The 14,249-nt window shown below is 70.8% G+C and carries 17 protein-coding genes; 4 read left to right on the top strand and 13 right to left on the bottom strand.

Features of this window, described 5'->3' with window-relative positions; translation table 11 throughout:
• Window positions 1-4: 4 nt before the first annotated feature.
• From IE252_RS41435 to IE252_RS41380, 12 genes are all read right to left on the bottom strand, one after another.
• Complete coding sequence (locus tag IE252_RS41435; protein WP_006351139.1) at window positions 5-172, bottom strand: hypothetical protein; 168 nt, start codon at window positions 170-172, stop codon at window positions 5-7.
• A 13-nt stretch (window positions 173-185) separates the two neighbouring features.
• Window positions 186-686: a hypothetical protein gene (locus IE252_RS41430; protein WP_190094691.1), complete on the bottom strand. Its 501-nt coding sequence runs from the start codon at window positions 684-686 to the stop codon at window positions 186-188.
• 68 nt (window positions 687-754) lie between these two features.
• Window positions 755-997, bottom strand: a complete 243-nt coding sequence (locus tag IE252_RS41425) for a hypothetical protein (RefSeq protein ID WP_040917216.1) — start codon at window positions 995-997, stop codon at window positions 755-757.
• Between the two features lie 120 nt (window positions 998-1,117).
• On the bottom strand, window positions 1,118-1,501 hold the full coding sequence (locus IE252_RS41420) for a hypothetical protein (RefSeq protein WP_190094690.1): 384 nt from the start codon (window positions 1,499-1,501) through the stop codon (window positions 1,118-1,120).
• A 63-nt stretch (window positions 1,502-1,564) separates the two neighbouring features.
• Window positions 1,565-2,365 carry a DUF4097 family beta strand repeat-containing protein gene (locus IE252_RS41415; protein ID WP_006351143.1) on the bottom strand — a complete coding sequence of 267 codons (801 nt, stop codon included), beginning with the start codon at window positions 2,363-2,365 and terminating at the stop codon, window positions 1,565-1,567.
• 159 nt (window positions 2,366-2,524) lie between these two features.
• A complete protein-coding gene (locus IE252_RS41410) occupies window positions 2,525-3,235 on the bottom strand; it encodes a F0F1 ATP synthase subunit B family protein (RefSeq protein ID WP_190094689.1) in 711 nt (236 codons plus the stop codon).
• A gap of 1 nt (window position 3,236) precedes the next feature.
• Window positions 3,237-3,440, bottom strand: a complete 204-nt coding sequence (locus tag IE252_RS41405) for a hypothetical protein (protein ID WP_006351145.1) — start codon at window positions 3,438-3,440, stop codon at window positions 3,237-3,239.
• Between the two features lie 229 nt (window positions 3,441-3,669).
• A complete protein-coding gene (locus IE252_RS41400) occupies window positions 3,670-5,952 on the bottom strand; it encodes an FtsK/SpoIIIE domain-containing protein (protein WP_190094688.1) in 2,283 nt (760 codons plus the stop codon).
• 86 nt (window positions 5,953-6,038) lie between these two features.
• A complete protein-coding gene (locus tag IE252_RS41395; RefSeq protein WP_006351147.1) occupies window positions 6,039-6,374 on the bottom strand; it encodes an RRQRL motif-containing zinc-binding protein in 336 nt (111 codons plus the stop codon).
• A gap of 51 nt (window positions 6,375-6,425) precedes the next feature.
• Window positions 6,426-7,826, bottom strand: a complete 1,401-nt coding sequence (locus tag IE252_RS41390) for a DUF2637 domain-containing protein (RefSeq protein ID WP_190094687.1) — start codon at window positions 7,824-7,826, stop codon at window positions 6,426-6,428.
• Window positions 7,823-8,068, bottom strand: a complete 246-nt coding sequence (locus tag IE252_RS41385; RefSeq protein WP_006351149.1) for a hypothetical protein — start codon at window positions 8,066-8,068, stop codon at window positions 7,823-7,825. Before IE252_RS41385 ends, IE252_RS41390 begins: the two co-directional genes overlap by 4 nt.
• Window positions 8,065-8,562 (bottom strand): hypothetical protein, encoded by a 498-nt coding sequence (locus tag IE252_RS41380; protein WP_190094686.1) that lies wholly within the window; start codon window positions 8,560-8,562, stop codon window positions 8,065-8,067. The genes IE252_RS41385 and IE252_RS41380 overlap by 4 nt, the downstream gene beginning before the upstream one ends.
• A gap of 247 nt (window positions 8,563-8,809) precedes the next feature.
• Here IE252_RS41380 and IE252_RS41375 point away from each other — a divergent pair, with 247 nt between their 5' ends.
• The 4 genes from IE252_RS41375 (at window position 8,810) to IE252_RS41360 (ending at window position 13,142) form a co-directional block, all read left to right on the top strand.
• Complete coding sequence (locus tag IE252_RS41375; RefSeq protein ID WP_190094685.1) at window positions 8,810-9,592, top strand: GntR family transcriptional regulator; 783 nt, start codon at window positions 8,810-8,812, stop codon at window positions 9,590-9,592.
• Entirely contained in the window at window positions 9,589-10,110 is a 522-nt protein-coding gene (locus IE252_RS41370; RefSeq protein ID WP_190094684.1) for a GNAT family N-acetyltransferase, read from the top strand. The genes IE252_RS41375 and IE252_RS41370 overlap by 4 nt, the downstream gene beginning before the upstream one ends.
• Window positions 10,111-10,318: 208 nt before the next feature.
• Entirely contained in the window at window positions 10,319-11,326 is a 1,008-nt protein-coding gene (locus tag IE252_RS41365) for a bifunctional DNA primase/polymerase (protein ID WP_190094683.1), read from the top strand.
• Between the two features lie 181 nt (window positions 11,327-11,507).
• The gene (locus IE252_RS41360) at window positions 11,508-13,142 is read left to right on the top strand and encodes an AICE element replication initiation protein (protein WP_157997851.1); all 1,635 of its coding nucleotides are present in this window, start codon (window positions 11,508-11,510) and stop codon (window positions 13,140-13,142) included.
• Between the two features lie 167 nt (window positions 13,143-13,309).
• Here IE252_RS41360 and IE252_RS41355 read toward each other — a convergent pair whose 3' ends face one another.
• Window positions 13,310-13,519: a YozE family protein gene (locus tag IE252_RS41355; protein ID WP_006351155.1), complete on the bottom strand. Its 210-nt coding sequence runs from the start codon at window positions 13,517-13,519 to the stop codon at window positions 13,310-13,312.
• Window positions 13,520-14,249: the final 730 nt, after the last annotated feature.

The following is a 14,249-nucleotide window of genomic DNA, read 5'->3' as shown; positions in this document are numbered from 1 at the left end:
GTGGTCACCGCCCCACGATCATGTTGCCGTGGCCGTTGTTCATGTGGTCCACGCACGCCGGGCAGTCCTCGCGCGGACCGAGGTGCTTGTGCTGCTCGCGGCTGTCGTAGGCGTGGAGCCAGCACTGCGTGCATTCGCCGGCGGGCGGGTTGAGGGCCTTCTTGCTCGGCATCGCGGTCTCCCGATCAGTGGTTGACGGTGGTGGTGGACCGGCCGAACCACTTGTTGTGGTTCGAGACGTGCGTGTGGTTCTCGACCTTCGGACGGGCGGCGGCGGGCGCGATCTTCCACGCGACGATGGCGATGGCCAGCCACATCAGGGCGCCCGCGCTGATCCCGGCGAGCGGGGCCAGGGCCTGCCCGATGCCCCATCCCGTCCCGGCCGCGAGGATGCCGCCGGCCGCGATGCGCTGGGCCCGCACGTCGAACAGCGGCTGCGGGGTGAGGTCGCGGGGCGGCATCGGCTGCATCGCGGCCGGGGCGGCGGACCGGCGCATCGGGACCATCTGCCCGTACGCGTCCGGCACCCAGACGACCGGGTCGTTCTCGGCGTACAGCTCGACCGGGCCGGAGAGCGGGGCCTGGACGGGGAGGCGGTAGTGCGGGGTGACGTCGACCTCGTACGGGCGGTACGGCTGCACCGCGGCCTCGGTGCGCGGGATCTGGGGGGCGCTCTCGGTGCTCACGGTGGTGACCTCCGCTTTCTGGGTCTGGGGAAGTGGCCGGCCCCCGGGGGTTCCGGGGGCCGGGCCGGTCAGTTCTGGCGGTACGGCTTGGTGCGGCGCAGGACGTGGTCGCGGGAGAAGCCGGTGGCCTCCACGACGTCGAGCTGAAGCGCGTTGCCCGCGTCCAGCTCGGCGGCGATGGCCTGCCACATCGCCTCGTCGGCGGCGGCCTTGGCCTTCTCAGCGGTCTCGTGCGCCTGGTCGCGGACCTTCTTCAGCTCGGTGAAGCGGTCCTTCGCCGCGGCGCGGCTTTCCTGGTCGGGGCTGGGCATTGCTGGCTCCGTTTCGGTGTCGGGGATGATGTGGCTCCCCCCGCTGCCCTTGCGGAGCGGGATCGGGGCCCGTGGCGGTCGGCGGACCTTGGCCGGGATGGCGACCGCCACGGGGCGTCCCTACTTGCTCGCGGGGATCGCGGGGGAGGGGACGGTGTTCTCGGCGGCCGTGGCCACCGCCTGGAGGACGTCGCGGGTGGAGTCGGCGGCGGCGTCCAGGTTCTCGGTGAGCGTGCCGTATCCGAGGTCGCGGGCGCGGGCCTTGAGGGCGGTGAGGTAGTGCCAGGTGTCGTGGAGCTCGTCGTGCAGGTCGAGCAGGCCGGGCTGGAAGGCGAGGGAGTCGCTCAGCCGGTCGGCGCCCTCTCCGTGGGTCCGGGCGCGCTCGGCGAGGGTGTTGAAGCAGTTGTCGGCGATGACCTCGCGGACCTCGTCGGCGGTGTCGTACGCGTGGGCCATGCCGACCAGGCCGTAGAGGAAGGTCACGAGGCGGTTGGGCTTCTTCACTGCTGTCTCCCCTGCTTGCTTTTCTGCTGGCGGATTTGATCGCGGGATTGCTTGCGGACAGCGTCAGTTCTTGCTGACGTGGCCGTTGCGGGTCTTGGCGATAACGTCCAGCTCGGGGCGGTTGGAGACGCCGCGCAGGCGGACGTTGCCGTTGTGGGCGCGGGCCTCGATCTGGCCGCTCGCCGAGGGGGCGGCGGACAGCTCGACGTTGCCGTTGTGCGTGATGAGCCGGGCGGCGCCACCGCCGTAGGTGCCGATGTAGGTGTTGCCGTTGTGGGTCTCGATGTCGGCCCACTCCTGGACGGCCTGGATGTCGTTGTCGCCGTTGTGGCCGCGCACCTTGGCCCGGCCGACGATCCCGGCGCGCAGGCTGCCGTTGTGGGTGTCGAGGTCGAGCGCGGCGAGCACGCCGGTGACGACCAGGTCGGCGTTGCGGGAGTTCATCCGCACGCCGGACCCGGCGGGCAGGGTGACGAGGACCTCGATCCCGCTGGAGACCGTGCCGCTGCCGCCACCGGTGATGACCTGGCCGTTGACGATGGTCACGCCGGTCACCGAGCCGGTGATGTTGCCGAAGATCTGTGTGACCCGGGTGCCGCCGCGGCTGGTGGTGACGGTCTGGGTGATACCGCCGGCGCCCCCCTCGACCTCCGGGACGGTGATGGTCAGGCGCTGGCCGTCCTGGCTGACCCGGGACTTCGCGACGGCGTCCGCCGAGGGGCCCGTGGCGTCGTCGGTGCGGACCTCGGCACGGGCGACACTGGCGGCCGGGTCGATGGTGACGCGGACGGTGCCCATCGGGCAGGTGATGTCGGCGAGTACGGGACCGACAGCGGCGGGGGTGGGGAGGTTCTTCGAGGTCATGCCCTGCTCCTTCAGCTTGTTTCCGCTTGCTTTATCGCTTGCGGTAATTCAATGATGCAGACTCCGAGTCTGCATGTCCAGGGGTTCGCAGACTCGGAGTCTGCATAGCGTGCGTTCGTGCAGGTCAGCAGCCGAAAATTTCTTCCGGGCCCGGTGTCGTCAGGTGCTGCTGCGGTGGCACACACCGCACGGGATCTTGACCTCGGAGGTCTTGCCCGTGGCCGCGTGGAGCCGGGTCGAGATGGTGACCTTGCCGCCCCGGCAGCCCTTCACCGTGCAGCGCCGGCGCTTCGGCTTCACGGTGGTGGTCGGCCCGGCCCCGCCGGTCTGCAAGGTCCAGGCCGTGCTGATCGCGGCGGCCTTCGCGGTGCTGACGGCCTCGCCCGCCCTGTCCTTCGCCGCGTCGGTGACGTCCTTGGCCTTGCCCTTCGCCGCCGCGGTGACCGCGTCGGTCTTCTCCTTCACGTGGGCCGTGGCCGCCTGCTTCTTGGACCGGCCCCACGCCTTGGCGTCCTTGGCGACCTGCTCCTTGAGCACCTTCACCACGACCACCGCGTCGTCCAGGACGAACCCGGGCTGCAGTTCGCCGGTGAGGGTGACACCGCGCCACTCGGCGACGAAGGTGTCGCGGTCCTCGGCCTTGCGGCGGCCGGTGCGCGCGGCGAGGGCGGCGTCGACCAGGCCGTTGGTGATGACCGGGTGGTCGTCCCCCTTGCCGCACGAGAGGCAGGTGACGAAGGCCGGCCACACCTCGCGGAAGCCGCGCTTGAAGATCTCCAGTGAGTAGCCGCTGCCGCACTCGGCGCACAGCAGCGGCTGGCCGTTGACCTCGGCGAGGCCCTGGAGCTTGAGGTCGGGCTTCGGGACCATCTCAGTGCTCCTTGGTCGCGGGGGTCCGGGACTGGGTGATGCTCGGGGCGGGGCTGGGGTGGTTCGGGCTGGGAGTGGCCGTGTCGTCGCATCCGCCCGCGAGGTAGAGGCCCAGGGCCAGGCCCGCGACGGCGGCGACGACCGCCTTGTTCTTCGCCCACCAGCTCGGGGGCAGTGGCTCGCTCAGCACGTACTTGACGCCCATCGGGAGTCGTCCTCCGTCGAATCGGGTTTGTCAGGGTTTGGGACCTGGATCGGTCCCGGATGGCGAGTGCGTTGATGCAGGTCAGAAGGGGTGGGGCTCCTGGACGGGACCCGGCCCGACCTGGACGGGGCGCGTCCAGGTCGAGGGGGTCGCTGTCCGGGTCGACGGCCGCCCGGTCCGGGGTGATACCAGGGCATACCGGGCGGCCGTCCGGGGTGAATCCGGGTTCTCAGGCCGTGAGGCCGTACTTCGACTGCACCGTGCGCAGCAGCGCCGCGAGGGGGAAGCCGTTGAGCGCGGACGTGCTGTCGGCCCAGGTGCGCTTCTTCTTCTCCTCGGTCTCGCGCACCACCAGGCGACCGAGCTTCTCGGGGGTGATCTCGATCCCGGCCGCCTTGAGCGCGTCGACCAGGACGCTGCCCGGGAGCCAGTCGACCTCGCCCGCGGCGTCGTCCTGCTTCGCCTCCTGGTCGTAGGCGTTGAAGACGTCGACCAGGACCGCGAGGACGTCGGCGTCGGCCTCGCCCTTCTCCCGGAGCTGGTCGGCGAGGGTCTTCGGTCCGTCCGGCAGGGTGCCGGCCGCGTCCCGCAGGTCGTACGCGCGCTTGCAGAGCAGCTCGACCTCGTCGTCGCTGTAGTAGTCGGCCCGGACCAGGGTCGGGTTGGACCCTTCGGCCCAGAGCAGACCGGCGCCGCGCATCTCGGGCTCGATGGTCTTCGCCGAGTAGCCGGCCGCCGCGGCTCCCTTGCCGAGGATCGTGTCGGACGCCTCGGGGGTGGTGCACCGCAGCGCCCACCGGATGGACAGCAGGTCGCGCAGGCTGGTGTCGACCACGTCGGAGCCGGGCTTCTGGGTGGCGCAGAAGGTCACGATGCCCGCCGCGCGGCCCCGGGAGACCAGGTTGCGCAGGAGCTTGGTGATCTTCTTCCCGAACTCGTCGTCCGTCGTGTAGAACATCAGCTCGTCCACCCACAGCAGCTTCTGGCGAAGCAGCGGGTATTTGTTCGCCAATTCCTCGGTGACCTTGCGCTTGCCCAGCTTCTTGAGCAGGGCATATCGCGCCTTCATGTCCGCGACGGCCGCCTTGAGCATCTCGTAGAACGCCTCGGGATCGGCGTCGCCCTCGAAGTACTCGCACAGCTCGGCGAACGGCTCCAGGTCGCCGCCGGCCTTTCCGTCCGCGAGCCAGAGAATGACGCGCGGGTCGAGGGCGGCGGCCAGCAGGATCACGTTGCCGGACGCGCTCTTACCCGCGCCGGGCTCGCCGCCGACCAGGCCGGAACGCTCGACCACGGAGATGGAAATCGGCAGGCCGCGCACGTCGGGTCCGACCGCGATTCGGCCCCAGAAGTTGGTGGCGGCCTCCAGCGCGAGCAGCGGGCCCGGGTCCGCCTTCTCGGTGAACGGCAGTTGCTTGGCGACGTAGATTTCCAGGCGACCGGAGCGGGCGCCCTTTCCCTTCGTCTTCACCATGTTGACCTGCGCGTCATCGACTCCGAGCGCCGAGGCGATTTCGGAAATGGCGCGCATTGCCTTCTTCGCGGGAATTCCCGGGGGCAGGTCGATTACCGCCGACCAGGCGCCGCGCGCGTCCAGCATCGGCATCTGGACCATGTGCAGCGACTCGTCCGAGCCGATGACCTTGGCGTGGCGGAACACCTCGTCCAGCATCGGGGCGCTCATCGGGTCGCCGTCGCCGAGGGAGCGCCAGTCGGCGGACCAGTCGGTCTCCTCGGTGACGAGGTGGCGGCCCGCGAACGCACCGCCGCTGAAGGTGGCGAGCAGACCGGCGGACGCGCCGAACGCTCCGGCTTCCACGTAGCCGCCGGTGATCGCGGCCAGCGGGGGGCCGTAGGCCGCGCCGGCGCGCAGGGCACGCAGCTTCCGGCGGTAGCTCTTGGCCTTCTTGTGGGCGGCGACGGCCTGCATGGCGACGGTCTGGGTGCGGTCGGCCTCGCGGAGGGCGACCTCCTTCTTGTTCTTCATCAGGGCCGGGGTGAAGCGGGCGGTCTTGGCCGCACCGCGGGCCTCCTTCGCGGCGACGTACGCCTGGTGGGCGAGCGCCTGGGTCTGGATGCCCTCGAAGCCGGTGACCCAGTCCTGCACCCGGCGCGACCCGCGCTTGAACTGCGCGGCGTGGCCCCGGTCGGTGCGCTGGCGGCGGACCCAGCGGCGGTAGGCCCGCAGGCGGGAGCGGTACAGGACGCCGGAGTACATGGCCCAGCCCTCGGGCGTCTTGGCCCAGGCCGGGATGAGCGGGCGGTCGTCGAACGCGTCGAGGTCGAGGTCGGTCGGCTTCTCCAGCTCGGCGGGGGCCGGGGTGACCGTGCCCTCCAGGACCCGGCGGGCCGACTCGACCACGGCCGCGCGGTCGGTGGCCTCGGTCTTGCCACCCAAAGCGGGGGCGGCGTCGGCCGGGCTGCTGTCCGTGGCCGGCCCCGCGCCGTGGACGTAGGTGATGGTGGCCAGGTCCGTACGGTCCGGGTTCGGGGTGGTCGGCTGTTCCGTCATGCTGGTGCTTCTCCTTCGGGAGGAGCGGGGACCTGGCGGTCGCTGTAGGAGGTGGAACGCCAGGTCCCCGCGCTTTCGGGGGTGGGTCAGGCGGCGGCGGTGAAGCCGTCCGCGCACGGGGCGCAGGCTTTGAGCGAGGTGGCGATGCAGTACGGCTTGACCTCGCCGCACTCGGGGCAGGTCCTCCGGGCCCGCATCGCCGCCGCGAGGGAGGCGATCTGGCCGGGGGAGCGGGGCTTGGGCGGGGTCGCCCGGTCGATCGGGTAGAGGCGGGCGAACCGCGGCACACCCGGCGTCGTCGTCTTGTTGCTGAACCACATGACCTGCGCCACGGCCGGGCCCCGGGGCCGGAGCCCCTTCGCCACGAGCTGGTCGCGGGTCGCCAGGCCCTCGGGGGCCAGCTTCCAGAGGTACGTCGGCACGTCGTGCCGCTCCCCCTCCGGGTCCCAGAGATCAGCGAGGCGACCCATGACTCAGGCCCCCAGCGCGGCGGTGTCGTCGCCGCCGTCGATCAGCCGGAGCTTGCGCTCGGCGACGACCAGGTCCCGCAGCCGCCGGGCGTCGTCCCGGCGGATGCCCAGACGCTTCGACAGAGCGGCGGCGGAGATCTGGTTCCCCTCCGCCACAAGCTCGGCGGCGGCCTTCAGCCCGTCCGGCACGAGGGTCTTCAGCTCCTCGTCCGTCCGGCCCCGGCGACTGTTCCCGCTGGCGTCCTCGCCATCGTTCCCAGAAGCCTTCCCGCTGCCCTTCTCGCTGGCTTTCTCGCTTGCGCCTTCAGGGGCGTACACCCCAATTCCCGCAAGGGCTGTAGCGCCCTGAGAGGGCCGCCGGAGAGCGGGCAGCGGGAGGGTCGGACCGAGGGTCGGGATGCCCTCGGAGAGACGGTGCGGGAGCGGGTTGTAGAGACTGGCGAGCATCCCCGCACGGACCAGCTCGGGGCGGACGTGCTCACCCAGCTCGAAGGCCGCACCGAGCTGAACCCGGGCGTCGGTGGCCGCCGCGTACACCTCGGCGGACAGCCCCGGCTCGGCACCCTTCTTGATCCGCCACGCGGTGCCGAACGCCTCCTCGTCGGAGATCGCCTCGAAGGGCAGAGCCGACAGCAGCCGGTCGGCCTCCTCGGCGATGTCCTTGTGGTGCTTGCGGCGGGCCTTGAGGTGCTTGCGCCGGGCCTTCTCCTGGCGGCGCTCCTCGTGGGTCTTGCCGTGCGACCCGTGGGTCTTCATGTCCCACAGGTAGATCGCGACGATGGACGACCCGGCGAACACCCAGGCGACCCAGGCGTGCTCGGGCAGCGCCTCGGCCCAGTGCCAGTACTGCACCGCCGCCGCGAGGAACGCGGTCACCCACGTAGCGATCCGGTACTTCCCCGCCGGCCTTCCCGCGTCCTCGGCCGCCTTGCCCATGAAGGTCAGGGCCCAGGCCGTGCCCTCCAGCATCGCCGAGAGCAGCGCGGCCAGGAGGACGAACACCCCGGCGCCCGCGAGCGAGACGACCTGGGAGATGACGGCCGGGACGATCGAGCAGACCATCACGAAGCCCACGAAGGCCGTGACGGGGTTCTTGTTCAGCCAGCCGGTCAGCTTGCCGAACCGGGCCCGGCGGGCGGCGCGCTTGCGGTCCTTCTCCTGCTGGCGGACCCGGCGGTCGGCCTGCTCCTGGCGGCGCTTGGCGTCGGCGTCCTTGCGGGCCTTCTCGTCGGCGGCCTCCTTGTCGAGGCGCTTCTGCTCACCAACGAGCCGGGCCTCCTCGCGCTTGGCCTCCAGCTCCAGGCGGCGGTCCTCGCGGGCCTGCGCGGCTCGGACTTCGGCGTTCTTCCGGGACTGCTCAGCCTGGGCCGCGGCGTCGGCGCGGCGCTCCTCGCGGTAGCTCATCGGGTACCTCCAGCGGCCGGGCCAGCGAGCCCGGACAGCACGGTCGCCATCTCGGTGCGGAGTCGGGGGGAGACGGGGCGGATGCGCACGCGCCGGGCGAAGGAGTCGCCGCCGGCGGCCGTCGCGCGGGCCACCATCTCGGTGATGACGCTGACCAGGGCGGCCACACCGGCGATCAAGCCGAGGACCATCTCCAGCACGGTCAGCAGGAACAGGGCGAGGTGGGCGAGGGCGCGCTTCATGCCGCCACCCCCGTCTGGACCTCGTCGCGGACCAGGCGCAGGACCGTGCGGACGGCGCGGCGCTCGGCGCGGGGCTGACGGGCGCGGGTGACGGCGGCGGCCGGGTTCGGCCTGCCCACCGAGGCGAGCACCTCGTACGAGTCGAAGTCGGCGGCGGTCCAGTCGGCGGTGAAGTCGTCGTCCTCGAAGCCGAGGGCGTCGTCGGCGGTCTCCAGCTCGACAGCCAGGACGGCGGGGGCGGCGGCCGTCCGGCGGCGCAGCTCCCTCGGCATCCGGCGGAGCAGGGCCCGGTAGTACGCGGCGTCCTCGCGGTCGGTGTCGTTCTCGACCTTGAAGTCGCTCATGAAGGACGTCAGCGCGTCCCGGCTGGCGAGTCCGCCGGCGGTGAAGTCCAGTTCTTCCAGCTCCAGCGGCTCGACCATGTCGAACCCGCTCGCGACCTCGAAGAACTCGGAGTCCGTAACGATGCGCTGACCTGCGACGATGATGTTCATGGGGGTCGTGCTCCTCTCGATGGAACGGCCTCTGGAACGGCTCTCTCGGTGGTCCTGGCAGATCTCCCGGGGGAGCCGTTCGTACGTCACGGGCAGCACAATGCAGCACATTGCTTGCCCATTCGCATTGACTGGACAATGCCCGCTGCGATGACGATGGCACTGTCCGGAGCGAAGGTCAAGTGCATGGTTTCGATGAGTCGCATTGACTGGACAATGGCCGATCATGCGAGTACACATGAGTCGCATGAGGACGAATACGCCGATCTACCAGCGCGTCGCGGATGACCTCCGCGCCGAGATCGCTGATGGCACCAGGCCACCCGGGAGTCAGCTTCCGACCGAGGCTGAACTGCAGGAGAAATACGCGGCGACGCGGTACACCGTGCGCCAGGGCCTGGCCGCCCTCGTGAATGAGGGGCTCATCGTTTCGCGCCGGCCTCTGGGGCACTTCGTCCGCGAGATCCACCCGATGGTCTACCGGCCTCAGCAGGAGTTCCGGAAGAAGCAGCCTGAGCTGGACATCTTCACCCAGCTTCTGGCCGATGAGGGCAACGGTCGACAGCCATCGCAGGAGATCGAGGTCTCGATCGTCCAGCCCACCAGCAACACCTTGGACAGGCTCAAGCTCGCGGACAACGAGCTGTTGGCCGTCCGGCGCCGGACCCGCTACATCGACGGCGAGCCGTACAACATCAACGACTCTTACGTCCGGCTCAGCCTGGTGCAGGACAGCGAGTACATGAGCCCCGTCGACGTGGCTCGGGGCACCAACCAGGTTCTCGCTGACCTGGGCAAACCGCTGGTGCGGGCGCTCGATGAGATCTACGTCCGGATGCCCAAGCCCGATGAGGTCACCCGACTGAAGCTCGGTCCCGGAACGCCGGTCGCCGAGCACGTCGTCACGACCTACACCTTCGAGGATGAGCCGGTGCAGGTGACGATCAACATCGTCCCCGGCGACCGGCACGTCATCGTCTTCGAGCGTACCCGCGAGTGGCCTCCCGCCGAGCAGGGGGAGAGCGCGTGATCCTCGTCCCCGCCGAGCTGGCCGACCTGCCCCGGCTCCTCAAGTTCCGCACCGACTCCGCTGCCTGGCTCACCCAGCTCGGACTCGACCAGTGGGCCAAGCCCTTCCCCGCGGAACACATGGCCCAGAGCATCAAGCGCGGCGAGGTCTTCCTCATCAAGGAGGGCCTCGCCGCCGACGCAGCCGCCACCGTGACCCTCGATCGCGAAGCGGACCCTCGTCTCTGGACAGCCGAGGAGCGCCAAGAGGACGCGCTGTACGTCCACAAGCTCAGCGTCGACCGGCAGTACGCCGGTGCTGACCTTGGCGGACGCATCCTCGACTGGTGCGGCGACCAGGCAGCGAGGGCGGGGGCCCGGTGGCTCCGGCTCGATGCGTGGACAACGAATCCGAGGCTCCACGCCTACTACCGCGCCCACGGGTTCAGCCACGTCCGCACCTCAAGCGACCCCGAGGTCGTTTCGGGGTGGGCGGCCCAACGCCCCGCGTCCCCGAACACCGAGCACGGGCTCTCCTGATCACGAGCAGGTCACTTGCACCGACATCCGCACCGCAAAAGGGGATGGATCATCCCGAGCGAACGTGCACGATGAAGATCCACAGCGGATGTGGGTGCACGATGACCCCAGAAACGCCGAAGGCGCCCCTGGCAGGGCGCCTCGGTTACAGCAAGGCCGGGCTCGAACCCCGGCGACGTCGAGAGAACTAGTTCAAGGAGCTCTCACCATGAGGGTACGAGATGTATCGGCCCCGGTGCCACACCGCCGGGAGAACAACACGGCTGCAACCCGGGCGCTCCGGGCAACATTGCTGGCCAGCGCGCTGCGGTACGCCGAGCGCGGGATGTACGTCCATCCGCTGCTGGTGGGCGCGAAGGAGCCGAGGTGGCTCGACTGGGAGGCGCGGGCGACCCGCGACCCCGAGGTCATCGAGCGCACCTGGGGCCGCGCCCCGTTCAACATCGGCGTCGCCTGCGGTCCGTCCGCTCTCGTCGCGGTCGACCTGGACGTCCCGCACGACGGTGAGGTGTCCGGTCTGGCCGACATTGTCGACGGCATGACCATGCTCGACTCCCTCGCCGCGCAGATCCTCGGCGCGCAGATCACTCCCACGCTGACCGTCCGTACGCCGAGCGGCGGACGTCACCTCGTCTACCGGGCTCCGGCCGGGGTCGGGGTGCGCAACACCGCTCGCACGATCGGGTGGTGCATCGACACCCGCGCCGCCGGTGGGTACGTCGTCGGCATCGGCTCGCAGGTCGACGGGGTGCCGTACGAGCTGGAGGGGAGCGTCACCGATCCGGCGGTTCTGCCGGAGTGGCTGCTGACCCTGATCACGGCCGCCCCTGAGCCACCCAAAGCCGGGGGAGCGCCGCGCCGGGCCAATGTGGTCGCCCGGCTGCGGGACCTGACCCGGCAGGGCACCCGCGAGGACCGGTGGGCGCACGGCATCCTGCGCAGCGAGTGTGACGAGCTGGCGGCGATGAAGCCGAACTCCGGCCGCAACAACCGGCTGAACCTCGCGGCGTACCGCGCGGGCCAGCTCGTCGCCGCCGGCCTCCTGGACCAGGCCGTCGCCGAGGAGCACCTGACGGAGGCCGCGCAGGCGTCCGGGCTCGGCGAGAAGTCGGCGTTCGAGATCGAGAAGACGCTCCGCTCCGGCATGACCGCCGGGCTGTCCCGGCCGCGCCGGATGGCGACCGCGCCCGCGCGCCGGATGGGCGGTGCTGCGTGAACGACTTCGCACCGCAGGACACTAAGGTTCAGCGCCACGTAGACCACGCCTCGGAACTGATGACGGCCCCGGCGGCGTACCACCGCCCCGGGGCCCGGCACCCGAGGAGTGGCCTCGAATGCGAGACCGTCGTACCCCGCCGCACCTGCTTGCGTCCCCGTCTGGCGATCGGGGGTGCGGCATGAGCGAGGACATGGACCTCAGCCCCGAGGACCTCGCCGCCTTCCGGGCCTGGAAGGAGTCGACGCAGTCGGCGCCGCCGCAGCCGCGGGGGCCGGCCGCGAAGAAGGGTGACGGCAAGCCGCCGTCCGTGGCGGACCAGATCATCGCGATGGCGGACAGCCGGTACGAGTTCGGCACGTCCGACGCGGGCGACCTGTACGCCGTGCCGAAGGACGGTCCGCGGATCGCGCGTCTGCTGCGCGGCGGTCGGATCTCGCTGCGCGCCGAGCTGGCCCGGACGTACTACGGCCTGCACGGCAAGGCGGCGTCGTCCTCGGCGCTGGCCGACGCGATGCTCGCCATCGAGGGCCGAGCGCAGGCGGAGGACCCGGTGCCGCTGCACCTTCGGGTCGCGCCGCTCGGGAAGCGTCCCGAGGACGGGTTCCTCCTCGACCTCGGGCGCGCGGACGGCCTGGTCGTCACCGTCACTCCGCAGATGTGGAGCGTGGGGCCGGCCGCGCCGGGTCAGCCGCTCTTCCGGCGCTCTCAGCTCACCCAGCCGCTGCCGATCCCCAAGGGCGGCGGCTCGCTCAAGGAGCTGCGCGGGCTGCTGAACGTCACAGACGAGTCGTGGCCGCTGCTCGTGTCGTGGCTGGTCGCCGGTCTCGTCCCGGGCATCCCGCACCCGCTGCTGTTCCTCTCCGGCGAGCAGGGCACCGCGAAGTCGACCGCGACGAAGATGCTCGTGCAGCTGCTCGACCCGTCCGCCGCGCCCGCGCGGTCGACGCCGAAGGACCCGGACGACTGGTCCACGGCGGCGGTCGGCTCGTGGGTGGTCGGGCTCGACAACCTCTCGCGGATTCCCGAGTGGCTGTCGGACGCGATGTGCCGCGCGGCCACCGGTGACGCCAACGTGAAGCGGACCCTGTACTCGGACTCCGACGTCACGGTGCAGGAGTTCCGCCGGGTGCTGATCGTCAACGGCATCGACGTCGGCACGCTGCGCGGTGACCTCGCGGACCGCATGATCCCGGTGCACCTGCACCGGATCACCCAGCGGCGCACCGAGACCGCGCTGTGGGAGGCGTACGACGAAGCGCAGCCGCGTATCGTCGGCGCCCTCCTCGACCTCCTCGTCCGTACCCTCCAGGAGCTGCCGGAGGTCCGGGAGAAGGCCGACAAGGGCGAGATCCCGCTGCCGCGTATGGCGGACTACGGCCTGATCATGGCCGCGCTCGACAAGGTCAGCGGCAGCACGACCACGAGCATCCTGAGCGACTACCTCAAGCAGCGCACCGAGCTTGCCGAGGAGGTCGTGGAGTCCAACCAGGTCGGCACCCAGGTGCTGACCTTCATGAAGCGGATGCCGCCCCGCCAGGAGGACGGCCTCCAGGTGTGGCACGGCACGGCCGCCGAGTTGCTGGACGAACTGACCAGCCAGATCGGCATGACGAACGAGCACTGGCCCAAGACGCCGGGCGTCCTGTCGAACCGGCTGAACCGCGTCGCCTCCGACCTCGACAAGCTCGGGGTCGACATCGCCCGTACCAAGTCGGGCTCGAAGCGCTCCTTGACCGTCACCTACGTGCCGAAGCCCGACCCGTCCGTCCCGCAGCCGGCGCCCGAGCCGGTGCAGGAACCGCTGATGCAGTAGCGCCGCCGCTCTGCCGCCGACCCGCCGTGCACGCACAGGCGGGCTTTCGGCGTACCCGCGTAGAAGGGCGGACTATCTAGCTTGATTGAGCGCGAAACCCCAGGCCAGGAACCCTCGCACGGAGGTTCCGTGCGGGGTTGGGACGCACTCTCGGGGGAGTGGGACGCTCATCGCCGGGCGGCGTACTGGGCCCAGGCGTCGGCGAGGGTCTCCAGCGCGGCCGGGGAAGCGCCGGCGGCGTCGAGGTGGTCGACGTACGTCTCCAGCTCGTCGGGTTCCTCCGGCCAGTCGGCGTCCGCCGCGGCGTCCCTCGCGAGGTCTCCGATTGCGCCCCTGACCTGCGTGAACTGGTTCAGCCAGTCACCGAAGCCGCTCATCCGCCCGCCCCTGTCTCTCGCCTGCAGTCGACCGCCGCACCCTATCCCGGGGCCCCCGTCGAGCTGCTCACGGAGCGTGAGTGATTCGTGGGGCGAGGGACGCTCTTGGTTGGGACGCACACCAGGGACGCACTTGGGACGGAGTGCGTCCGGAGGGCCCAAAGTGCGTCCCTGGGACGCACTGCGTCCCTGCTGCGTCCCACGTGCGTCCCTACCTCTGACCTGGCGCGCGCCCTATATGCGGCTTTTTTTGGGACGCAGGGACGCTCTAGACCCCCTCATCTCTGTTGGAATGTCGAGGAAGAGAAGAGAAGAAGAGGTGGAGTGGGGAGCCATCAGAGATGACGGGTCAGAGTGCGTCCCTGCGTCCCAACTTCCGTCCGCGCGATCAACGGAAAGTGATCTCCTTCGACCCGCACCCGGCGTCGAAGCGTCGCGCCGAGCACGCCGCCCCGCCTTTGGGTGGCCCAGAGCAGCCACGTGACCGTTCAAGCGCGCTTCGCGGCCGGTAGGCAGGACGACCTTCGTGGGCCGGGTCGCAGCGCTCATGCGGTGTGCAGGAGCGCGGTGGTGCGGGTGACGTGCGGTAGGCCGCGGGCCGCGCCCGGCGACGGCCGGGAGGCCGGCTGCGGCCGGTTCGGCCGTCGACGGTGAACGCGCGGCCCGCAAGGGGCCCGCACCCGGGGGTGCCAAGCGCGAACGCGCTTGTCCGTTCTACCCTCCCCCCCCC

This window comes from Streptomyces melanogenes, assembly GCF_014649795.1.
Classification (GTDB): domain Bacteria; phylum Actinomycetota; class Actinomycetes; order Streptomycetales; family Streptomycetaceae; genus Streptomyces; species Streptomyces noboritoensis.
Note: the sequence above shows the minus strand (reverse complement) of the source record. Positions and strands in the feature narration are given on the sequence as shown.